Raw genomic sequence first — 20,913 nt, 5'->3', positions numbered from 1 at the left:
GTGTTTAATGTGTTTTTAAACGTGCAATCAATACACCCATGCGTTAGCCCCATCCCACAGGGTCAATGTCCAACGTCAAACGCATATAAGCGGCGGATGGCATGGCCAGCACGTGTGCCCACCATTGGTTTAATAAATCGTGCAAGGTCGCGCGGTTTTGGCTCAGTAGCAACAACTGTGAATGGTAGCGGCTATTTTTTTTGGTCATCGGTGCGTCGATAATCGGTGATACACTCACGCCAAGCGCGTGCAAGCGCTCAGACGGTGGCAATAGCTGCCGCGCGTCACCCAAGGCTTGATGGTTTTTTGCCAATGTCTTACTCTCAGCGCGTACCAAGCAGGCGTGGCGATATGGCGGTAAGCCAAGCATTTGGCGTTCTGTCAATAACTGCCGCGCCAGTGCCAAATACCCATGCCGCACCAAGGTGAGTAGGGCAGGGTTTTCGGGTTGTACGGTTTGGATCAGCACGCGCCCCGCCTTGTCGGCGCGGCCAGCACGTCCCGCCACCTGCACCATCAGCTGCGCGGTGTACTCAGGTGAGCGAAAATCCGCCGACAAAAAACCACGGTCAGCGTTTGGCATGACCACCAAGGTGACATTGGCAAAATGGTGTCCTTTTGCCACCATCTGTGTGCCGACCAAAATCGCCGCTGGCTCATCGTGAATTTGCTGGTACAAGCGTTGCCAACTGTCCTTGCGTCGCGTGGTGTCGCGGTCAATTTGAATAATGGGCGTGCCTGCAAACAGCGCCTGTAAACCCTCAACCAGCCGTGCCGTGCCCATGCCCATCGGGTCAAGGTTGGTGCTGTTGCACACGGGGCATGCGGTTGGAATCATTTGCTGCCAGTCGCAATGGTGGCATTTAAGCTGCGCCACGGGTGTGTAATGCACGGTCAAATGCGCGTCACAGCGTGGGCAATCGGCTTGCCAGCCACACGCCGAACATAGCAAAATCGGTGCATAACCACGGCGATTGAGAAATACCAACACCTGCTCACCGTGATCAAGCGTGCGCTGCATCGCGGCGATGACGTTACTGGCTAAACCGTGTTGAGATTTATATTGGCGCGCATCGACGATTTGCATGGGCGCAAGTTGGGCGTTGCCTGCGCGTGCTGTTAGGGTCAGCTCTTGCAATTTGCCCTGCTGCACCAACGCAAGGCTTTCAAGCGAGGGCGTCGCCGTACCCAACACCACGACAATGCCGCGTTTAAACCCGCGATATAGCGCGACATCGGTGGCATGATAGCGCAGTGTATCTTGTTGTTTATAAGACAGGTCATGCGCCTCATCAACGATAATCATACCCAAATTGGCAAATGGATACAGCACCGCTGAGCGCGTACCGATGATGATTTGGGCATAGCCTTCGCGGCACGCCTGCCAGCCCGATAGCCGCGCGGTGTCGGTCAGTGCCGAATGCAGCATCAACACGTCAGTGGCAAAACGTTCAGCAAAACGCTGGCGTGTCTGTGGGGTCAAGCCGATTTCTGGTACTAAAATCAGCACCTGTTGCCCTGTGGCCAATACCTCGGCCATGGCTTGTAGATACACCTCGGTCTTGCCGCTGCCTGTGATGCCATTGAGCAAAAAGCCGTGATAACCGCCTGCGTGATACGCCTCGGTGATAGCATCAACGGCGCGTTGTTGATCGGCATTGAGCATAAGGCTATTGACCGCCTTGGTGATTGGTGCAGGTTTGTCGGGCGCGCGCCAATGCGATGTTAGCAAGCCTTTTTGGGCAAAGTCTTGTAAAAATTTGCGCTCAACACCAGCTGCCAAGGCTTGCGACTCGGCAAGCGGCGCACCACGGCTGAGCATTTCAAACAATGCAAATTGCTCGCGCTGTTTGTGGGCACGGGCGCTGATATCGCCATCTTGTAGCGCGCGCGCCAGCTGCCAATATCGCTCGCTAACATGCAACGCCGCACCTTGGCGCAGCAGCGTTGGCAACATCACCGCATACACATCACCCAGCGGATAATGATAATACTGCGCCAACCACGCGGCAAACGCACGCATATCGTCGGTTAGCAGGGGCATGGTGTCAATGACCGCCTGCACGGCTTTAATTTTATCGGGTGCAAGCTCACTGTGCGCAATGTGCGCGACCACGATGCCAACCAATGACTGCCGCCCAAACGGTACACGCACACGCGCACCAACGGGCGGCAGCACCGTATCAGCGCGGTAATCAAACACCCGATACAGCGGCACGGGCAACGCCACTTGAATCAGCATAAATACCGTTTAGCGCGGAGCAGCCAGCAAAATTTAAACCAAAACGCTTAGGCGACGTGCAAAATCGCCTCGATTTCAACCACCGCGCCTTTGGGCAACGCGGCAACTTGTACCGCAGCGCGCGCAGGGTAGGGCGCGGTCAAGCGTTCAACAAACAGCTGATTTAGCGCATCAAAATCGCCCAAGTCCGTCAAAGATACATTGAATTTGACCACATCCGCCAGTGAACCGCCTGCCGCTTGGCAAATTGCCGCGATATTGTCTAGTACTTGGCGCGCCTGTGACTCAAAGCCTTGCGCCAGCTGCATGGTTTTGGGGTCAAGCCCGATTTGCCCCGACACATACACGGTCTGCCCAACCTTGACGGCTTGTGAGTAAGTGCCTACGGCGGCAGGTGCGTTGTCGGTTTGGATAATTTGACGGCTCATAAATTATTCCTTAAGAAATTATCTAAAAATCAAGCGGTTAAAAAATAAATACAGCGTTTTTGGCAAGCTTCCCAATCAGCCGCAACCCAACACTCACGCCATGGCCGCAACCTCGTCATTCCATTGGTACAGGCGTTGGATATTGGGATAGCCCAAATAGGTACGTAAGCGTAAAATCAGCTGCGCCAACTGTTCGCGGCTTTGCACCACGACAAACAGCAAGCTGTAACCTGCACGGTGCTCAATGCTCTCAAACCCTGCATTGACCTCACGCACCAAAAAAATGGCCTCGCTGACTTGCTCATCGGTCAGCCGCCGATGGATGCGCAACGCTGCATCAAAATACACAGGTTGGTTGAGCTCATCTGCTTCACATGCCTGCCGCCAGTGCAGTGGTATGACCTGATAATCATTGATTTTGCGAATTTCATCAATCGAAAAACACTTGTGGCGGTGCACCACCAAGCCATTTTTTGACAAATGCCCCACAATCGGGTCACCATAAATCGGATGGCAACAGCTTGACAGCGTCGCCTCCATACCGGGGGCATCGCTAATCAGGCTTTGCGGCTGGTGGTCGGCATGGGCATGGGCTTGGTTTTGGGCAAGCTGCTCGGGGGTCAAAAGCCAAGACACTGCGATTTGCGGCAACAGCTTGCCCGTGGTCAGCTCCTCAAACAGCGCCGCCCTATCGGCAAGGCCGCGCCAGTGGAGTAGTTTTTGCCACGCGTAGTCATCAAGCGTGGTGATATCCAAGCCTTGATTGGCCAGCGCGCGCGCAAACGCTGCTTGGCCTTGCGTCTGCCGCTGCGCTGCGGTCAAGCCTTTGAGCCAGTCAAACAGCACGCGCCGCGCTTTGTTGGTGGCAACAAATCCCAGCCATTCAGCTTTTGGCTCGGCATTGGTATCGGTTTCTAGCTGCACGGTTTGCCCTGTTTTGAGCACCGTGCCAAGTTTTGCCTTGTGCCCGTTGATGGTCGCGCCCGTTGCGTGCATGGCAAGGCTGCTACTGACTGCAAAGGCAAAATCCAGTGCCGTTGAGCCGCGCGGCAACTCATAAGCGTCGCCTTTGGGCGTGTAGCAGATGATTTTGCGTTCATGCAAATAATCGATCAGTTTATCAACCACTGCCACCGCCTCGCTGGGCATGGTTTCATCCACCGCATGATCATGGATTAGGTTTTGTAAATTGCGTAGCGACGCTTGGATGACACTGCGGCTTAGATACGATGCCTCTTCACCCATCAAAATACCCAACCGTGTGGTTTTGAGCATGGTTTTGGTTAAGATTTTGATTTTAATGGTGTTTTGTTCGGTGTGATAGGTCAGCGTCAAAGACTGATTGCCGCCTGCCTGCGGATGGCGAATGTGGTCTTCGATTTGACTGGCAGGAATTTGGTATTTTTCGGTCAAATAGCGTGCCACACGGTCGCAATGCTCGATGGTGTCCATGACCAGCATAAACTCATGCCGCCATAGCAAGTCATTGATTTCACCACGATTTTTAAAAAATTGGCGAAACAGCGTCACACGGTTATCCACGTCTTTGACATAGCCTTTGACGTTGAGACGATTTAGAACAATATTTAAATAATTGTGGATTGACTCGCGCTGAAATGCTCGCCCCAATCCGTGCTGCAACAGTTTATCCGACAATTTGTGGTACATGGCAGCGTTTAGACTGCGGTAACACAAAATCTCGATATAATCCGCCAAATCATTTAGTCCCATAATCCGCGCAAACGGCACATAAAAATCCAACGTCTCTTGCGCGGTTGATTGCTGTTTTTTTTCGGGCACGGCGTCAATGGTGCTCATGTTGTGCAAGCGGTCAGCAAGTTTGACAATCAACACGCGTGGATCTTCAAGCGTTGCGGTGATGATTTTATAAAACGTATTGGCTTTGTTGATGTGTTTTTCGTTGGAGGATTTAAGCTTGGTCACGCCATTGACGATTTGTGCCACATCCGCGCCAAACTGCGCTGTGATGTCGGCTTCGGTCACCGCCGTGTCTTCCACCGTATCATGTAAAATCGCCGCCACCAGCGTTTGCACATCCATGCGAAAACTTGCCAAAATCTCCGCCACCGCAATCGGGTGGGTGATATATGGCTCGCCCGATTTGCGTTTGTCATGAATATGCGCGGCATCGCCAAACGCACACGCGCGCAGCACCTGCTCACGATCCGCCGCTGACAAGTAGCCTAACAGGCGCATCAAATCATGTTGCGCGGCATCCACCTCGGGGTGACTACGCTTTGGCAATGTGGTTGGCATCAATTTTCCCCATCAAACAATGCAGCGATAGCAAACGCGCCACGCCTCGCGCTGAATCATCCAAGGTGCTTACTCCATGGTGTTCGTAGGCTGCTAAAAGATATCTTAATTAATCGTATTTTGGGCCAAAAGTCAAGTAAAACCAGACCAATACGCCAAAAACGCCAAATTTTGTCGATAAAAAACCCCCAAACAAACAGGGGGTTAAGCAGACTACCTGATGACCTGCAATTAAAAAGGCTGTCCGCTAGAAATCGTGAAGTTAAGCTCATCAAACGCTTTGGGTAATTCACGCTCAGGCTGGCTCAAAATGTCTTTGGTCACCAATCCTTCAGCAATCTCACGCAGCGCAATCACCGTGGGCTTGTCGTTCTCACGCTCAACCATCGGCTCAGACACACCGCGAGCCAACTGGCGTGCGCGCTTACTGGCAACCAAAATCAAATCAAAACGATTGTGAATATTGTCCAAGCAGTCCTCTACCGTTACTCGCGCCATTGTCACCTCCACCGTTGAGCTAAATTTGGTTAATCGTTTAGCATAGCAAATTTTTTGACTAAAATCCAGTTGGTTTTTGGTGCTAGCCGCTTATTCGATAATCTTTAGACCTGCCGTGTTGGCGCGTTTTGGGCGACCCGTTGGGCTGGTGTTGGGCGCATTGTCCGCCGCTGGGGTGTAATTGGCGTACTCATCGGGGTCAAAAAATGTGCCCACCGTGTTATCTTCCTTGGCATAAATTCCCATCAGCGCTGGCATGGGTAGCCAAATCTCACGCGACACACCACCAAACCGCGCATAAAAATGGATAAAGTCATTGCTGATTTGTAGGTTGCCCGTGGCTTGACTGGCGATATTCAGCACGATTTTGCCCTCTTGCACGTATTCGGTTGGCACTTGCACATTTGGGTAGGTTGCATTCACCATGATATACGGGGTCAGCGCATTATCCTCAAGCCATGCAAAAATCGCGCGTACCATGTACGGACGGGTCGGGGTTAGGGTTAGATTATCCATAATGCTCTCTTAAAATTTTTTTAAAAATAGCGTCTATACAAGTTTTAGACTGGCCTGAAATGTCGGACGCGCAAACACGCGCGCGCAATAATTCAACAAAGGTCGGCAAAGCGTGGTTGGCAAGGTGATTTGCATGGCAGGCAAGCGGTACAACATCGGCGCAAGCAAGCAATCACACAGCCCAAAGGTATCGGACAAAAAATACACCCGATGGGCAAACAGCGGTGCAAGTGTGACCAAAGAATCCGTCAGCGATTTTCGTGCCGCTTGCGCACGTGTAGCATCTAGCGTGTCAGCGTGGGTCAGTAGCACATCGGCAAGCTGTAACCAGTCTTGCTCAATGCGCCACATCAGTTGCCGATATTGTGCGCGCGTATTGGGCGTTTCAGGTAGCAGCCGATACGCAGGATAGCGGTCTTCTAAATACTCAAAAATCACCGCGTTGTGATACAACACCAAATCTTTGACCACCAACACAGGTAAGGTGTTATACGGGTTTAAGTCTGCCAAATCCTCACGGTTAAAGACCGTTGAGTCGGGTGCGTTAGCATTGCTTGCTGGTGTGGCAAGCGCAGGCACGCTCACTTCATCAAAGCCAATTTGCTTTTCAAGCAATGCTAAGCGCACTTGGTGGCTCAAATAACCATCATCGGCATATAAAATCGGCGTATTAGACAGTGGCGGCAGCATACAGCGGCATCAACGTGAGGCGCAAAAGCATTAGCCTAGCGTATTTACTGCACTTTGACAAGATGTGCGCCCAAAAACAAACAAGGCAGCCATGGCTGCCTTGTTTTAATCACCGCAATGAATTATTTCACGTCTTTCCAGAATTCTTTATTCAAGAAATACACAGGGATAAACAACAACAATAAGAACACCAGCACATACACGCCAATCACTTTGCGCTCATGTGCCATAGGCTCGGCCAGCCACGCCATGAAGTTTACAATATCACCGATGTTTTGGCGGTATTCTTCTTTTGAGGTGTTCATTTGCATATCATGCAACACAAACGGCATGGCAACGTTGTGTAGCACCAAGTTGTTAGCACCCCATGGGCGGCTTGGGTCTTCATAAAAGCCAAGCAGGTAGGTGTAGACCCAGTCTGGACCGCGCAAACGCGTCTCTGAGGTCAAATCTGGTGGCTGTGCACCAAACCAGCTTTTTTGCATTTCTGGGTCAATACCAGCGGTGATATGATCACCGACTTGGTCGGTGGTCACCATCAAGTATTTTTCAACCAACTCTTTGGGAATATCCAAATCCTTGTACATCTTAGAGTAGCGCACATATTGCGCGCTGTGGCAGCCCACGCAGTAGCTCATAAACAGTGATGCACCGCGCTGAATTGAGGCTTTGTTGGTCAAATCCACAGGTGCTTTTTCACAGTGCAGCGGGTGTTCTGTGCCTGCGGCATCGGTGTAGCTACCACAGCCATGACCGCCTGCCGCTTGGGCTTGGCAAGCACCTGCTGCCATCGCCACCGCCAAGCCCATGCCGACTAAGGTTTTTTGCAACGCTTTCATTAGTGATGACCTCCAGTGACACGTTCAGGGGGCTGTTTGCACGTTTCAATTGAGGTATAAAACGGCATTAAAATAAAGAACAAGAAGTACAAAATCGTACATACCCGTGCGACGATGGTTGCGATGTCACTGGCAGGGGTTGCCCCCAAATAGCCCAAAATCAAGAAGCTAATCACAAAAATAGCCAAAGCAACATGTGACATCCAGCCTTTGTAGCGAATTGAGCGTACAGGCGAGCGGTCAAGCCATGGCAACACAAACAAAATCGCAATCGCGCCACCCATCACCAATACCCCGGGCAATGCCGAACCAAACATTGATGGCGTTGCACGCAGCATGGCATAAAATGGCGTGTAGTACCAAACAGGCGCGATATGCTCAGGTGTTTTAAGCGGATTGGCGGCTTCAAAGTTTGGTGGCTCAAGGAAATAACCACCGCCTTCTGGGAAAAAGAACACCACCGAGAAGAACACCATAAAGAACACCACAATACCCACCATGTCATGCACGGTGTAGTAAGGGTGGAACGCCACGCCATCAAGTGGCACGCCGTTTTTATCCTTCAAGCGTTTGATATCAATACCGTCAGGGTTGTTTGAACCAACGTGGTGCAATGCCACCAAGTGGACAAAGACCAGACCCACCAAAATCAACGGAATGGCGACCACGTGCAAGGCAAAAAAGCGGTTGAGCGTGATGCCTGAGATGATATAGTCACCTTTAATCCATTCGCCCAACGCATCACCAATGACAGGGATGGCCGCAGGCAAGTTCAAGATAACTTGCGCACCCCAAAATGACATGTTGCCCCAAGGTAGCAAATAACCAAAGAAGCCCTCGGCCATCAAGCACAGATAAATGCCCATACCGATGAGCCAGACCAGCTCACGCGGCTTTTTGTATGAACCATACAGCAGCGCGCGGAACATATGTAGATACACCACAACGAAAAACGCCGACGCGCCCGTCGAGTGCATGTAGCGAATCAGCCAACCGCCTTGCACATCGCGCATGATGTATTCAACCGACGCAAACGCACCTTCAGCGCTTGGGTTAAACATCATTGTTAGCCAAATGCCTGTGACCAGCTGGTTTGCCAGTACCACCATTGACAACACGCCAAAGAAATACCAAAAGTTAAAGTTTTTTGGCGCATAATACTTTGACATGTGGTATTCATAGGTTTCGGTCGCAGGAAAACGCGCGTCCACCCAATGCATAAAACGTTTACCCATGCTCATTATGACACTCCCACCGTCAAGATTGTGCCGCTAAAATTATAGTCGGGAATCGCCAAGTTACGCGGTGCAGGCACGTTTTTAAACACACGCGCTGCCAAATCGTACTTTGAACCATGACACGGGCAAAAAAAGCCACCCAACCAGCTTGCACCACCCAAATCTGCTGCGCCCACCTCGGGACGAAAGCCTGGTGCACAGCCTAGATGCGTACACACCCCTTCACACACCAAGATGTTTGAACCATCGCGTGAACGCGTCGGGTTTTTACAGTAGTCTGGCTGCACCGAGCCATCTGAGGTTGGATCAACCAACAAAGAATCCATTTTAGACAAATCGTCCATCATCTGCTTGGTGCGATTGACGATATAAATGGGCTTACCACGATACTTGACGACCACCATCTGACCTGATTCGATCGAGCTGGTGTCATAAGTCACAGGCGCACCCGCCGCTTCGGCTTTGGCACTTGGAAACCATGAGCGCACAAACGGGGTGGCAATCGCGCCCACTCCAACCGCGCCCATCGCCGCCGTGGTGGCAATCAATACTCTTCGACGTTTGACATCGACGCCTTCGGCATGGTTCATTAATTATTCCTCCAAATTAACGCCGCAACACCTTGCTTCATACGCCCTTGGCACAAAAACTGGCTTGGGCATTGGGCTGGGTCGCCGTTATAACGTCCAACTCACGCTTAACTTAAATGGGTTTAAGTTGGCTGCATTTGGCTTCAGTTGCATAACTGAATCAAATCAGCACTGCCCTGACGCTTTGTGGTCACCGTCATGCGCTGATTATCGGCGCAACGGGCAAAGATAGGTTGTGCAATTGACGCGGCGTTAAATCAATTTGGGTTATATGACGGTATATTGCTACACCGTTGCTAAATCCACACTATTTCTAAGGCTATTTTAAAGCAGAAGTGGGCTAAATTCTACCGTCATCGCGTCTAAATTTCGCTAATCTCGGCTATTTTAAGCTATTTTGGACGCAAAATAAATGTTACGCACCGTTTTCAACACAAAATAATCGTGAAATAAAAAAACCCTTGCGTTGGACACAAGGGTTTTTGGAAACGTACAAAAAACGTGATAAAAAATCTTAACGTTTTGAGAACTGTGGACGTTTACGCGCTTTGCGTAGACCCAATTTTTTACGTTCCACTTCACGCGCATCACGGGTGACAAAGCCAGCTTCTTTCAAGGCAGGCTTTAAGGTTTCATCTGAGTCAATCAATGCACGGGTGATACCGTGGCGGATTGCACCTGCTTGCCCGTTGATACCGCCACCTTTAACGGTGACATAGATGTCATACTTATCGGCAGCATCAAGCAATTCTAGCGGCTGACGCACCACCATCACTGAAGTTTCGCGGCCAAAGTATTGCTCAAGTGGCTTACCATTAACCGTGATATTGCCTGTACCTGCTGACAAAAATACACGTGCGGTTGAAGTTTTACGGCGACCTGTGCCGTAGTTGCGATCTGCTGTTGCCATGCGATGCTCCTAATTAGATATCTAAGACTTGTGGCTGTTGCGCGCTGTGTGGATGCTCGCTACCAGCGTAAAGTTTAAGTTTTTTGATCATGGCATAGCCAAGCGGGCCTTTTGGCAGCATCCCTTTAACGGCTTTGTGTAGCACGTCTTCAGGCTTGTGCGCTAACAGCTTGGTGAAGTTGGTTTCTTTAATACCCCCAGGATAACCTGTGTGGCGGTAGTACTTTTTGTCTTGCGCTTTTTTGCCAGTTACCGCGATTTTGTCCGCGTTGATGACCACGATATAATCGCCTGTATCAACGTGCGGGGTGTATGAAGGCTTATGCTTACCACGAAGGCGGGCAGCAATTGCACTCGCCAAGCGACCGAGCGTTTTACCTTCAGCGTCCACGACATACCAGTCGTGCGTCACTTCATGTGGTTTAGCACTGATAGTTTTCATGTTAAAAACCTTTTAAGGACAATGTTGAGAGGGATGTCTGGGAAACGAGGGCTCTCAAAATTTGAACGCATATTATAGGCACTTGTTAGCCGTGTTGCAAGCGCCTTGTTAAAATATTCTTATGGATAGCCGCGCCCCAATCGGGCAAATTTAGTCGGCAAGTTTTTGATATAACACATCAAAAATCGCCCGACCTTCATTGATACCGCGCTGCTCAAACTTGGTCAGCGGCCGAAAATCGGGACGCGGTAAAAATTGCCCGTTGCCTGCGGGGTTGTTAAATTCGGGCATAGCATCTAGGACGACAAGCATAGCTTCGGCGTATTCTGCCCAGTCGGTGGCGGCGTGAAAATAACCGTTTGGCTTGAGGGCGCGGCTGACGATGGCCATGCGCTCAGGCTGCACAAAGCGGCGTTTGTGGTGGCGTTTTTTGGGCCATGGGTCAGGAAAGTACAGCTGCACGGTGTCAATATGGGCGGCAGGTAGCTGGTTGAGTAGGGTTATCGCGTCGCCTGCAATCAGCTTAAGATTGGTCAAACCCGCTTGCCCTGCCAAATACGCACAGTTGCCCAAACCTGCTTCATGCACTTCAATGCCAACAAAGTTACGCATCGGCGCGGCTTGTGCCATTTGTACCAATGTTGCGCCCATACCAAAGCCAATCTCTAGCGTTAAGGGTCTATCAGGCGCGGTAAATAAGGTGCGCAAGTCGGTAATGCCTGCGATATCCAACGCTTGCCGCGCAGGCGCATCTTGCACAAAAAAGCGCGCAAACTCAGGCTGCAACCCTGCTTGCGCCTTTTTGCCCATATGGGTTTTGCGCTTCATGAAGGTTTGGATACCACGGTGATGGCTGGTGTCTGACGGTGTATTTGCCGCATAATCGCTGGTGGTGGGCAAATCGGTCGGTTGATTTAGGTCATTGATTGGCATGGCAACAGGGTCAATAGGGCAAATGTGAGGGCGGTCAATCGCGTAATTGCTAAACAAAAGTTTGCTAAATTTGCGCGCAAAAAGCTGCGGACACGGCTAAAAATGCGCTATTATATGTCAAAAGTGCGGCGCAATAAACCAACGCGCACGCCACATAAACGACAATTTGCTAAATTTGTATGCTATTTATTGAAACCACATCGCCGCCACCATTTTGGCAAGCCCAACTGACGGATCAACAGCGGCTGGCGTATGACAAAGCCTTTATCGGTAAGCGATCACAGGCGTATTATCTCAAACGCTTTGCCGAGTTTGACCGCGCAGGCAAGCTCTCGCCCAAATGGCATTGGGCAGGGTTTTTGATGACGTTTCCGTGGCTACTGTATCGCAAGCGTTATTTGGATAGTATCGTGTATTCGGTGGCAGGTTGGTCATTTATTCAGCTTGTCATGACGCTGGTGTTGGTGTTGGCGGAGTTTTTGTTGGTGCAGGACTTGGATGCGGCATGGCGTATGCCGTTACGTATTGGGCTTGGGCTTGTAGTGTGGGTTTTTTGGGCGGTCATGGTCGGGCGGTGGACGGACGCGTATTATTACCGCATGGCACGGCGCGAGATTGCCGACGCAATTGAGCTATATCCGCGTGATGAAGCCGCACAGATGGCGCATTTGCGCGAACATGGTGGGGTGAGCTTGCTGGGTTTGGCGTTGGCGTTTGGGTTTTATGCGTTTTCGTTGGCGGTGATTCAGGTGCAGTTTTTGCCGATTTATGCCAAGCAAAAAGCCAATGACACCCTGTTTATGGCGTATGATATTGTCAATAACGCCCAAAAACGCGTTGAGGCGATTTATCAAGCCACGGGCAACTGTCCGCTTAACACACCGCTTTCGGCCGACAGCCAACGCGTGCGCTTGCAAGTGTTGGCCGCCGCCGATGGTGTACCCACAACCAGTCATTGCATGATTCAAGCCACCGTGCAAGGCGTGCCATTTCCCAATCGTTGGCTCAATGGACAAACGTTGGTCATGTATCGGCAAAGTGATGACCGCAAACAGACGGGCTGGGGCTGCGTCACCTCGCTTAATCGCAAACAAACCCCAAAACAGTGCTTAACGGCAGAGCGTTGATGGGCGGGTCAATGTGCGCTGCCAAACCACAATCGGCAACAAACACAGCAAGCCTATGACCATGCTCAAGCCAAAGTGCAGCGCATAACCCAGATGATGCGCCAAATAGCCACTGGCAAAATGCGCCACACCACTAAGCACCGTCAGCAAACACACCTGCAACGTGTAATCACTGCCTGCATAACGCCGCCGTGCGTAGTGCATGATGGTGGTTAGCATCGCAATCAGTGCCAACGCTGCGCAAAAATGCTCCAACGCATTGACCGCGTACAGCCAGCCATACTGGCGCAACCAACCTTGCGCAAACCCCATCGCAGCCACCCCGTACAGCCCCGTTGTCACCGCTTGCAAGCCATTAAACCAAAGCAGCGCCGTCTCGCGCTTGATATGACGCAGCGCAAGCGTCGCCACCCACGCACCCGTCAATGAGGCCGCCGAGCCAAGCACCGTTACCCACAGACCCATATCGGCAAGGCTTACGCCACTATCAACCATCATCGGCTTGACCATACCGCTAGAAATGCCATCGGCAATTTTAAACACCAATAAAACCCCAAGCCACGCGCGCAGCTCACGACTCGCCATAAAATAACGGTACTGCGCAATCAATGCTTGCCAAAGCTGAAAAAAATGTGGATGGATGGGGCGTGTGGTTGCCTTGCTGTCGGTTGGTGCGGCGTTCACCACCGCTTCGCGATACCGCCAAATCGGCACAGTATTGAGCAGCACCAGCCCTGCCAACGCCAAAAATCCGCCGCGCCAGCCGACGCGCTCTAGCCACATCAGCAGCAGCCCGCCGCCAACAATCAGCCCAACGCGGTAGCCAATCACCTGTATGGCATTACCTTGGCTTTGTTGGTGGCGTGCATCGGATTCAGTCAAACCACGGGGCAAATTTGGATCGGCTTTAAGCAGCCGTGTCGCCAAGCCATCGGTGGCGATATCTTGCGTCGCACCAAGCAGGCTTAAACCAAACAGCACCGCATACAACTGCACCACAGCGGTATTGTCTTGCAAACGCGTCGGCTCAAAAAATGCCACCACGACAAGCAACGCCACCGCCAAGAGCTGGGTGGGCAAAATCCAACTACGCGCCTGCCCAAGGCGCGCCGAATAATGCGTATCCACCCACGGCGACCACAAAAACTTGACCGCCCACGGCAGCATGACCAGCCCCGACCAGCCAATCATCACCAATGATGCCTGATAGCTGCGCAAAATCGCAGGCAATGCTTGGGTGATAAAACCTGCAGGCAAGCCTTGTGCCACATAGAGCGTCAGCAGCAAGGCTAAGGTTTGGCGTTGGCTGAGGTGGGCAGGGGTGGGCATGGATTTAACTGACCAACAGCTAGCTAACTAAACACCACCGTCTTGTTACCTGCCACAATCACGCGGTTGTCTAAATGCCAACGCACCGCACGCGTCAAAACGTTGCGCTCAACATCTTGCCCCAATGCGCGCAATTCAGCGACACTATGGCGATGCCCCACGCGTAGCACATCTTGCTCAATAATCGGGCCTTGATCCAAATCTGCGGTGACATAATGTGCCGTCGCGCCAATCAGCTTCACGCCCTTATCATACGCCTGTTGGTAAGGATTAGCACCAACAAACGCAGGCAAAAATGAATGGTGGATATTGATGATTCTCATTGACCATTTGGCGACAAAATCCGCTGACAAAACCTGCATATAACGCGCCAACACCAACACATCACAATCGCCAACCAATGCCTGTAACGCAGCCTCACTGGCGGCTTTATTGGCATTGTCCACGGGCACAACGTGAAATGGCACGCCAAAATTCTCGACCGCACGGCGCAAGTTTTCGTGGTTACCCACCACGCACGCGATATCACACGCCAACTGGCCGCGCTGCCAACGCCACAGCAAGTCAAGCAGCGCATGGTCAGCCTTGGTCACCAAAATCGCCATGCGTTTACGCTGGCGGCTGTCAAAAACCTGCCAATCCATGGCATACACCTGCGCAACCTGATTGGCAAAGTCATCACAAAACGCTGCCTGCTGCTGCGCCCAGTCTTGTACCGCAAACGCTAAGCGCATAAAGTATTGTCCGCCCTCCAGTGCCGTTGAATACTGATCAAGGCTGATGATATTGCCGCCGTGGCGATACACCGCCGCCGATACCGCTTGCACAATGCCTGCTTGGTCTTGGCATTTTATCAGCAGCACGATGGTGGTCATCGCCTCACTGGTCGCTGGCGCGGTCGGCAGGGTTGGGTTGGGTTGCTTCATGTGGGTGGTCCAAACTAAAATAGATAAAACTTATACCTTAAAAAAAGAAAGATAGCACAAAAAACACACAATAAAAACAAACGATAAGAAAAACAATTTGCGCAAACAACACCTCACACCCAGCGCAACACAATGACAAAGGGCGCAGCACGCCATTGGATAACCGTCTGATGAAACCTCAACCACCATCAAGGCGTTTTTACCAAACTCTCAAGTGCCTCAGCAGGCAAACGCCAGCGCCCTTTTTTCTTGCCGCGTCCGCTACCGCGATTGAGCAAATTAGCCCCTGTCATCAGTTTGTTTAAACTGTGCTGGTGATAAGCATGGCAAATCGCGCACGCCAACCCGTCTGCCGCGTCGGCTTGTGGGGTGACGTTCAAATCAAGTAAGCGCACAACCATCGCCTGAATTTGCGCTTTGTCTGCCGCGCCATAGCCACACACCGCCTGCTTGATTTGCCGTGCTGTGTACTCCTCAACCACCAAATCTTTGGCAACCAATGCCGCAATTGCCGACCCACGCGCCTGCCCAAGTTTAAGTGCTGAATCGGGATTTTCTGCCATAAATACCTGCTCAATCGCCGCTAACATCGGCTCATCGGTGTATTTTTGGTAATACTCAACAATCCGCGAGATACCAAAAAAAATCCGCTTCAACCGCTCGGGCATCTCAGGCGATTCGGTATAAATCGTACCTGCGTCCAAAAACGTCAAACTATCGCCGTGCTGGCGAACGATGCCATAACCCGTCATGCGTGAACCGGGGTCAATCCCAATAAAAATTGTCATAACCTATACTTATATACCAGCAAAATACGGCTGAATCTTAGCCAACGCGTCATTATACACGACTTTAAACCCATGTTTTGCCCCAGCAGCAGACTTGATAACTGCTAAAATGCCCTTATCATAACACTGAATTTGGCGTATAAAATTGCCTGTTAAAATCCGTTAAACATTTGCCCAAAAGGACACCGCTTGATGATTGGAAATGTGCTTGGCATTGCCATAGTTTGGTTTATCATTGAAATGCTGGTTTGGTATCTGATTGCCCAATTTATCAGCGGCTGGTGGGTGTTTGGCTGGTTTATTGTGGCGGCCGTCATTGGCGTGATGCTGATTAAAAAAGGCTTAGGCACACTCAAGCCCATGGCAGCGCAAGCCCAAGCCGCCATGCTAAACCCAACCATGCGGCCGCAAGAAAACACCTTGGTGCGCGCGCTGGCATTGTGTTTTGCAGGGGTTTTGTTGGCACTGCCGGGTATCTTAAGTGACATCATCGCGCTGATCGTGCTGTTGCCCGTGGTGCAAAACAAAGCCAAAAACGCAGCAAAAGACTACGCCACCAAAAACCCCGAAAAACTCATGCAGATGATGGCAAGCCGTATGGGTGGGATGGCAGGAATGCCGGGCATGGACGCAGCCCAAATGCAGCGTATGCAAGAAATGATGCGCGGCGGTGCAGGCGGCAACCCATTTGCAGGCATGGGTGGTTTTGGCAACATGGCCAACACAGGCAGCAATCCAGCAGGTGCGCGCCCCAATCCCGCCACGCGCGCGCGCTTGGGGCGTACCACGATTGACGGACAAGCCAAAACCGTCAATCGTTCTGCCAACGATGATTGATAGACAAGCGTGCTGACGGCATAAAAAAATCGCCTCTATAGTGGGGGCGATTTTTATTGAGACCGATTTGGGCTGTTGTATGCGTGTTGCCGTAAGCGTTAAGCACAGCCGCCCATCAATCCACGTGGATTGGGCGTTTATTTTTTAGCGTCTTTGGTCACGCCGTTTACGCCGTCTTTTAGGCCTTTACCTGCTTTAAAGCTTGGCACGCGGCTGGCTGGGATTTGCATTGATTCGCCCGTTTTTGGGTTACGTCCTGTGCGTGCTTGACGCTCTTTGACGCTAAACGTGCCAAAACCCACCAATGACACTGTGTCATTGTTGCTCATCGCGGCTGATACCGCATCGATAAATGCGTTAAGCGCGACGGCAGCTTGCGCTTTGTCCAGTCTAGGCTCGCCTTGTTCGCCATTGCTTTTGTTTTCACGGCTGTGCTCAACCATGCTGTCAATCAATTCTGATTTATTCATCCGTTTATTCCTTCCAAAAGTCCCGCTGGGTGTCAGACGGGCAGCCAGTCTTCATCAATATCATTTAGTGCGCTGTGGTGTCAATCGGCGCTTAAGGGCCGAATGGCTTTGATTATAAGTAAAGTACTGCGGCTAAACAAGCGTGTTTCTGCGGTTTTTGTATGGTTTTGCATGTTTTTGGTAAAAATAACGCTCAAAGCGCATTAAAAGTCGATGATTAGCAGGTAAAATAGCGCAAACAACGCGCCAAATATACGGGCATAAGATTGGCATTGCTTGCCAACGCTGCTAAAATGGGCGCTGTTTTAATTTTAATTTATTCAGTTTTACTTTTAACATCACCGACTGTTGAGAAGCCGATGAACCCATCAACCCAACCAACCTCAGCCCATAACCACACGTGGAATGACACGCTGCTCAATGTTGTGTTGGCGGTGGTTGAAACCATCATCACCTTGTTGCTGCGCTTTGATGCGCCATTGCGTCAAGCGGCGTATCCATTGGCACACAACAACACCGTGGTGTGCGTGCGCTCGTATGTGCCGCATGTGACGTTTTATGCCACATTCACCGTCAATGGCGTGCTACTTGACAGCCAGTTGCAACCATCGCAGCAAGTGGATGTCACCATTAACGGGTTTACGTGGCAAATCGCGCAGGCGATTTTTACCAACCAACCCAAGGCGATTGACGCGCTACAAATGCGTGGTGAAGCGGATGACGTGGCGCACGTCACGCATTTTTTAAATACCGTTGGCGTGGTGCAAGTTGTCCAACAGCTGATCGGCTCAATCAGTAAAAAAGGCAAAAAATCTGCCCAAACAGACGCTGCAGCACAAAACCAGGCCGTCAGCAAGCAACAAGCAATCGCTGAGTATAAAGCGCGCATCAGCGAGCAAGAAAGCCAAATCAACGCGCTGACTATTGAGCAAGCCCAACACAACGCCCAAATTGCCGAACTCAACAGCAAAAACAAAACGTTGAAAATTGCTTTGATGGTCGTGGCGGTACTGTGGATTATTACGCTGATTGTTTGGTGGTGGATGGCGCGTTAATAGGTTTGTTTGCCACACGTTGGTTGAGGTAGTTATTTGTCTTGGATAATCTTGACTAAAATGCTAAGAATTAATCTTGACTAAATAACTCGGGTTTAATTATAATAGCCTTCATCAAATGCGATGAAGGTTTTTGTTTTTTTATACGCTTCATCAAATTGCACGGATGTAAGTAAATAGTTAAGCCACGACAATCAGCGGAGATGTTATGAGATTAACCACGCGCGGGCGTTATGCGGTGACCGCCTTATTGGATTTGGCGTTGCAAGATAGCCAGCACGCTGCCGCCGTGTCGTTGTCCGATATTGCCAAACGCCAAGCGATTTCGATTTCCTACCTTGAGCAATTGTTTTCTAAATTGCGTAAGCAGGGGTTGGTGGTCAGCACACGCGGAGCATCAGGCGGCTATCATATTGCCAAACCACTTACTGATATCAGTGTGATGCATATTATCGCAGCGGTTGATGAATCGATCGAGGCGCGCGCCTGTGAGGGGCAAGGCAATTGCCAAGACGGCGCGATGTGCTTGACGCATGATTTGTGGACAGGATTGTCCGAGCATATCGCCGATTATTTGTCGAATGTCACGCTTGCCGAGCTAATCGCTGGGCAAAACGTGCGCCAGATTGCCGAGCGACAAGAGCGCGATGTCCAGCGTTTAGAGCAACTAAACGCTGAGCAGCCAATATCGTTAAAATTTGCATCAGACTATACCGACACACGCGATGCCAAGCCCGCCTGCAATAGCAAAGCAAGCAAGGCTGCGTATCGTAAAGCCAATACCACCTGCACCACCAAACTTCGGGAGAATATGCCAGCATGAGCCATCCCATTTATTTAGATTATGCCGCCACCACACCCATTGACGCACAAGTTGCGCAAAAAATGATGCAATACATGACCTATGAGGGCGTGTTTGGTAACCCTGCATCGCGCTCACACGGTTTTGGCTGGCAAGCAGAAGAAGCCGTTGAGAACGCGCGCCAACAAATCGCTGATTTGGTCAATGCCGATCCGCGCGAAATCGTGTTCACCTCGGGCGCAACCGAGTCAGACAACCTTGCGCTCAAAGGTGTGGCGCAGTTTTATAGCGGCAAGGGTAAACACATTGTCACCAGTAAAATTGAGCACAAGGCGATTTTAGATGTCTGCCGCGAACTTGAGCAACAAGGCTTTGAAATCACCTATCTTGAGCCAGAACAAGGCACAGGCTTGATCCATGTCGAGCAGGTCAAAAATGCACTGCGCGATGACACGATTTTGGTAAGCCTGATGATGGTGAATAACGAACTAGGCACACTGACCGATGTGGCGGCAATTGGTGAGATTACCCGTGAGCGTGGCATCATCTTGCATGTCGATGCCGCGCAGGCAGCTGGTAAAACACCGATTGATCTTGCCACCATGAAGATTGACTTGATGAGCTTTTCGGGTCACAAAATCTATGGCCCGAAAGGAATCGGCGCGTTGTACGTCAGCCGTAAGCCACGTGTGCGCCTAAAAGCGCAAATGCACGGCGGTGGGCATGAACGCGGTATGCGCTCAGGCACATTGCCAACGCACCAAATCGTGGGCATGGGTGAAGCATTTGCCGTTGCCAAAGAAAAAATGCCGACCGAGCAAGCGCGTATTGCAAAACTGCGTGAGCGGCTGTGGAATGGGCTTAAAGATTTAGACCAAGTGTTTTTAAATGGCGACTTTGAGCACAGTATTCCGAACATCGTGAATATCAGCTTTAACTTTGTTGAAGGTGAGTCCATGATGATGTCGCTAAAAGACCTTGCTGTGTCATCGGGATCAGCGTGTACCTCAGCAACGCTTGAGCCATCGTACGTGCTACGCGCTATTGGGCGGTCAGACGAATTGGCACACAGCTCAATTCGCTTTAGCCTTGGGCGTTACACCACAGAACAAGACATTGACCGCGTGATTGAAGAAGTGCGCAATGCTGTCACCAAACTGCGCGAATTGTCGCCCTTGTGGGATATGTACCAAGACGGCATTGACTTAGACAGCGTCGAATGGAGCGCGCATTAAGTCCTTGATTTTTAGCCACAAACCGCCATCTAAACATCAAGTTAAAGGCGAGAGTTTAAGGGAAAAATAGGCTAGCTGACCTGTAGCCGTTGCTCATGATAATAAATGCAGCGGCCGCGGTTTTGCCAGCGTACGCACACAAACCACCAGCCCAAACTGGTAAAAAATTAGGAGTCAAAAATGGCTTATAGCGAACAAGTGATTGACCATTACGAAAACCCGCGCAACGTCGGCAATTTTGACAAAAATGCCAAAAACGTCGGCACAGGCATGGTGGGCGCGCCTGCGTGTGGCGATGTCATGCGCCTACAAATCCAAGTCAGTGATGATGGCATCATCGAAGACGCGCGTTTTAAAACCTATGGTTGTGGCTCAGCGATCGCGTCAAGCTCGCTGGTCACCGAATGGCTTAAAGGCAAAACGCTAGCACAAGCGCGTGAAATCAAAAATAAAGACATCGCTGAAGAATTGGCGTTGCCGCCTGTTAAGGTACACTGCTCGGTACTTGCCGAAGACGCGATTAAAGCGGCGATTGAAGACTACCAAAACAAAACAGAGCAAGCCCACGCGGCTACCACTGAGGCAAGTGCGTAAGTTTTTTTAGGTAAACTAAAAGCCAAGTCAGTTAAGTGGGCTTGGCTGATGTCTCTGAGTAGATGCCTTTAGGTAGATGTCATTAAATAGTTACCCTTTAAATAGTTACCCTTTGAGCTTTTGTCCAATCATCGGCAATCGCAATCA

Annotated in this window: 21 protein-coding genes and 1 pseudogene; 6 read left to right on the top strand and 16 right to left on the bottom strand. The window is 50.9% G+C overall.

The features are described 5' to 3' along the window. Positions 1-43: 43 nt before the first annotated feature. From AC5L4R_RS04275 to trmB, 12 genes are all read right to left on the bottom strand, one after another. Positions 44-2,242, bottom strand: coding sequence for a primosomal protein N' (locus AC5L4R_RS04275; protein WP_494472831.1), 2,199 nt, complete (start codon positions 2,240-2,242; stop codon positions 44-46). 47 nt (positions 2,243-2,289) lie between these two features. After that, entirely contained in the window at positions 2,290-2,670 is a 381-nt protein-coding gene (locus AC5L4R_RS04270; protein ID WP_494472830.1) for a Rid family detoxifying hydrolase, read from the bottom strand. Between the two features lie 93 nt (positions 2,671-2,763). Further along, positions 2,764-4,947, bottom strand: a complete 2,184-nt coding sequence (locus AC5L4R_RS04265; protein WP_494472829.1) for an HD domain-containing protein — start codon at positions 4,945-4,947, stop codon at positions 2,764-2,766. Between the two features lie 231 nt (positions 4,948-5,178). Then, complete coding sequence (gene rpoZ, locus AC5L4R_RS04260) at positions 5,179-5,445, bottom strand: DNA-directed RNA polymerase subunit omega (protein WP_494472828.1); 267 nt, start codon at positions 5,443-5,445, stop codon at positions 5,179-5,181. A gap of 90 nt (positions 5,446-5,535) precedes the next feature. Next, the gene (locus AC5L4R_RS04255) at positions 5,536-5,961 is read right to left on the bottom strand and encodes a ClpXP protease specificity-enhancing factor (RefSeq protein ID WP_494472827.1); all 426 of its coding nucleotides are present in this window, start codon (positions 5,959-5,961) and stop codon (positions 5,536-5,538) included. Positions 5,962-5,994: 33 nt separating this feature from the next. After that, complete coding sequence (locus AC5L4R_RS04250; protein WP_494472826.1) at positions 5,995-6,651, bottom strand: glutathione S-transferase N-terminal domain-containing protein; 657 nt, start codon at positions 6,649-6,651, stop codon at positions 5,995-5,997. A 122-nt stretch (positions 6,652-6,773) separates the two neighbouring features. Then, positions 6,774-7,490 (bottom strand): cytochrome c1, encoded by a 717-nt coding sequence (locus tag AC5L4R_RS04245; protein WP_494472825.1) that lies wholly within the window; start codon positions 7,488-7,490, stop codon positions 6,774-6,776. Next, complete coding sequence (locus tag AC5L4R_RS04240; protein WP_494472871.1) at positions 7,490-8,710, bottom strand: cytochrome b; 1,221 nt, start codon at positions 8,708-8,710, stop codon at positions 7,490-7,492. The genes AC5L4R_RS04245 and AC5L4R_RS04240 overlap by 1 nt, the downstream gene beginning before the upstream one ends. 20 nt (positions 8,711-8,730) lie before the next feature. Then, positions 8,731-9,318, bottom strand: a complete 588-nt coding sequence (gene petA, locus AC5L4R_RS04235; protein WP_494472824.1) for a ubiquinol-cytochrome c reductase iron-sulfur subunit — start codon at positions 9,316-9,318, stop codon at positions 8,731-8,733. A 514-nt stretch (positions 9,319-9,832) separates the two neighbouring features. Beyond that, the gene (gene rpsI, locus AC5L4R_RS04230) at positions 9,833-10,228 is read right to left on the bottom strand and encodes a 30S ribosomal protein S9 (RefSeq protein ID WP_494472823.1); all 396 of its coding nucleotides are present in this window, start codon (positions 10,226-10,228) and stop codon (positions 9,833-9,835) included. Between the two features lie 13 nt (positions 10,229-10,241). Then, positions 10,242-10,670, bottom strand: coding sequence for a 50S ribosomal protein L13 (gene rplM, locus AC5L4R_RS04225; protein ID WP_494472822.1), 429 nt, complete (start codon positions 10,668-10,670; stop codon positions 10,242-10,244). 150 nt (positions 10,671-10,820) lie between these two features. After that, a complete protein-coding gene (trmB, locus tag AC5L4R_RS04220; RefSeq protein WP_494472870.1) occupies positions 10,821-11,603 on the bottom strand; it encodes a tRNA (guanosine(46)-N7)-methyltransferase TrmB in 783 nt (260 codons plus the stop codon). Positions 11,604-11,782: 179 nt separating this feature from the next. Here trmB and AC5L4R_RS04215 point away from each other — a divergent pair, with 179 nt between their 5' ends. Beyond that, on the top strand, positions 11,783-12,730 hold the full coding sequence (locus AC5L4R_RS04215; RefSeq protein ID WP_494472821.1) for a DUF2628 domain-containing protein: 948 nt from the start codon (positions 11,783-11,785) through the stop codon (positions 12,728-12,730). Here AC5L4R_RS04215 and AC5L4R_RS04210 read toward each other — a convergent pair. The 3 genes from AC5L4R_RS04210 to ruvC form a co-directional block, all read right to left on the bottom strand. Further along, entirely contained in the window at positions 12,713-14,059 is a 1,347-nt protein-coding gene (locus AC5L4R_RS04210) for an MFS transporter (protein ID WP_494472820.1), read from the bottom strand. The two genes, AC5L4R_RS04215 and AC5L4R_RS04210, sit on opposite strands and share 18 nt — an antisense overlap. Positions 14,060-14,082: 23 nt before the next feature. Next, positions 14,083-14,934 (bottom strand): formyltetrahydrofolate deformylase, encoded by an 852-nt coding sequence (gene purU, locus AC5L4R_RS04205; protein ID WP_494472869.1) that lies wholly within the window; start codon positions 14,932-14,934, stop codon positions 14,083-14,085. Positions 14,935-15,173: 239 nt separating this feature from the next. Further along, a complete protein-coding gene (gene ruvC, locus AC5L4R_RS04200; protein ID WP_494472819.1) occupies positions 15,174-15,773 on the bottom strand; it encodes a crossover junction endodeoxyribonuclease RuvC in 600 nt (199 codons plus the stop codon). A gap of 192 nt (positions 15,774-15,965) precedes the next feature. Between ruvC and AC5L4R_RS04195 the strand changes: the two genes are divergently transcribed. Continuing rightward, positions 15,966-16,610, top strand: a complete 645-nt coding sequence (locus AC5L4R_RS04195) for an FxsA family protein (RefSeq protein WP_494472818.1) — start codon at positions 15,966-15,968, stop codon at positions 16,608-16,610. A gap of 137 nt (positions 16,611-16,747) precedes the next feature. Here the strand turns inward: AC5L4R_RS04195 and AC5L4R_RS04190 are convergent, their stop codons facing one another. Then, positions 16,748-17,080: an HU family DNA-binding protein gene (locus AC5L4R_RS04190; protein ID WP_494472817.1), complete on the bottom strand. Its 333-nt coding sequence runs from the start codon at positions 17,078-17,080 to the stop codon at positions 16,748-16,750. A gap of 359 nt (positions 17,081-17,439) precedes the next feature. Between AC5L4R_RS04190 and AC5L4R_RS04185 the strand changes: the two genes are divergently transcribed. From AC5L4R_RS04185 to iscU, 4 genes and pseudogenes are all read left to right on the top strand, one after another. Next, a complete protein-coding gene (locus tag AC5L4R_RS04185) occupies positions 17,440-18,135 on the top strand; it encodes a hypothetical protein (protein ID WP_494472816.1) in 696 nt (231 codons plus the stop codon). Positions 18,136-18,343: 208 nt separating this feature from the next. After that, positions 18,344-18,775 (top strand): annotated as a pseudogene (locus AC5L4R_RS04180) (Rrf2 family transcriptional regulator); the annotation flags it as partial. Between the two features lie 179 nt (positions 18,776-18,954). Further along, the gene (locus AC5L4R_RS04175) at positions 18,955-20,172 is read left to right on the top strand and encodes an IscS subfamily cysteine desulfurase (RefSeq protein ID WP_494472815.1); all 1,218 of its coding nucleotides are present in this window, start codon (positions 18,955-18,957) and stop codon (positions 20,170-20,172) included. A 180-nt stretch (positions 20,173-20,352) separates the two neighbouring features. After that, positions 20,353-20,766, top strand: coding sequence for a Fe-S cluster assembly scaffold IscU (iscU, locus tag AC5L4R_RS04170; RefSeq protein WP_494472814.1), 414 nt, complete (start codon positions 20,353-20,355; stop codon positions 20,764-20,766). Positions 20,767-20,913: the final 147 nt, after the last annotated feature.

The sequence above is a fragment of the Faucicola sp. SE7633 genome (assembly GCF_059264685.1).
Note: the sequence above shows the minus strand (reverse complement) of the source record. Positions and strands in the feature narration are given on the sequence as shown.

Excerpts from the sequence above, each read along its gene's own strand:
- AC5L4R_RS04275 (WP_494472831.1), bottom strand. The coding sequence starts at position 2,242 with ATGCTGATTCAAGTGGCGTTGCCCGTGCCGCTGTATCGGGTGTTTGAT.
- AC5L4R_RS04270 (WP_494472830.1), bottom strand. The coding sequence starts at position 2,670 with ATGAGCCGTCAAATTATCCAAACCGACAACGCACCTGCCGCCGTAGGC.
- AC5L4R_RS04265 (WP_494472829.1), bottom strand. The coding sequence starts at position 4,947 with ATGCCAACCACATTGCCAAAGCGTAGTCACCCCGAGGTGGATGCCGCG.
- rpoZ (WP_494472828.1), bottom strand. The coding sequence starts at position 5,445 with ATGGCGCGAGTAACGGTAGAGGACTGCTTGGACAATATTCACAATCGT.
- AC5L4R_RS04255 (WP_494472827.1), bottom strand. The coding sequence starts at position 5,961 with ATGGATAATCTAACCCTAACCCCGACCCGTCCGTACATGGTACGCGCG.
- AC5L4R_RS04250 (WP_494472826.1), bottom strand. The coding sequence starts at position 6,651 with ATGCTGCCGCCACTGTCTAATACGCCGATTTTATATGCCGATGATGGT.
- AC5L4R_RS04245 (WP_494472825.1), bottom strand. The coding sequence starts at position 7,490 with ATGAAAGCGTTGCAAAAAACCTTAGTCGGCATGGGCTTGGCGGTGGCG.
- AC5L4R_RS04240 (WP_494472871.1), bottom strand. The coding sequence starts at position 8,710 with ATGCATTGGGTGGACGCGCGTTTTCCTGCGACCGAAACCTATGAATAC.
- petA (WP_494472824.1), bottom strand. The coding sequence starts at position 9,318 with ATGAACCATGCCGAAGGCGTCGATGTCAAACGTCGAAGAGTATTGATT.
- rpsI (WP_494472823.1), bottom strand. The coding sequence starts at position 10,228 with ATGGCAACAGCAGATCGCAACTACGGCACAGGTCGCCGTAAAACTTCA.
- rplM (WP_494472822.1), bottom strand. The coding sequence starts at position 10,670 with ATGAAAACTATCAGTGCTAAACCACATGAAGTGACGCACGACTGGTAT.
- trmB (WP_494472870.1), bottom strand. The coding sequence starts at position 11,603 with ATGCCAATCAATGACCTAAATCAACCGACCGATTTGCCCACCACCAGC.
- AC5L4R_RS04215 (WP_494472821.1), top strand. The coding sequence starts at position 11,783 with ATGCTATTTATTGAAACCACATCGCCGCCACCATTTTGGCAAGCCCAA.
- AC5L4R_RS04210 (WP_494472820.1), bottom strand. The coding sequence starts at position 14,059 with ATGCCCACCCCTGCCCACCTCAGCCAACGCCAAACCTTAGCCTTGCTG.
- purU (WP_494472869.1), bottom strand. The coding sequence starts at position 14,934 with ATGACCACCATCGTGCTGCTGATAAAATGCCAAGACCAAGCAGGCATT.
- ruvC (WP_494472819.1), bottom strand. The coding sequence starts at position 15,773 with ATGACAATTTTTATTGGGATTGACCCCGGTTCACGCATGACGGGTTAT.
- AC5L4R_RS04195 (WP_494472818.1), top strand. The coding sequence starts at position 15,966 with ATGATTGGAAATGTGCTTGGCATTGCCATAGTTTGGTTTATCATTGAA.
- AC5L4R_RS04190 (WP_494472817.1), bottom strand. The coding sequence starts at position 17,080 with ATGAATAAATCAGAATTGATTGACAGCATGGTTGAGCACAGCCGTGAA.
- AC5L4R_RS04185 (WP_494472816.1), top strand. The coding sequence starts at position 17,440 with ATGAACCCATCAACCCAACCAACCTCAGCCCATAACCACACGTGGAAT.
- AC5L4R_RS04175 (WP_494472815.1), top strand. The coding sequence starts at position 18,955 with ATGAGCCATCCCATTTATTTAGATTATGCCGCCACCACACCCATTGAC.
- iscU (WP_494472814.1), top strand. The coding sequence starts at position 20,353 with ATGGCTTATAGCGAACAAGTGATTGACCATTACGAAAACCCGCGCAAC.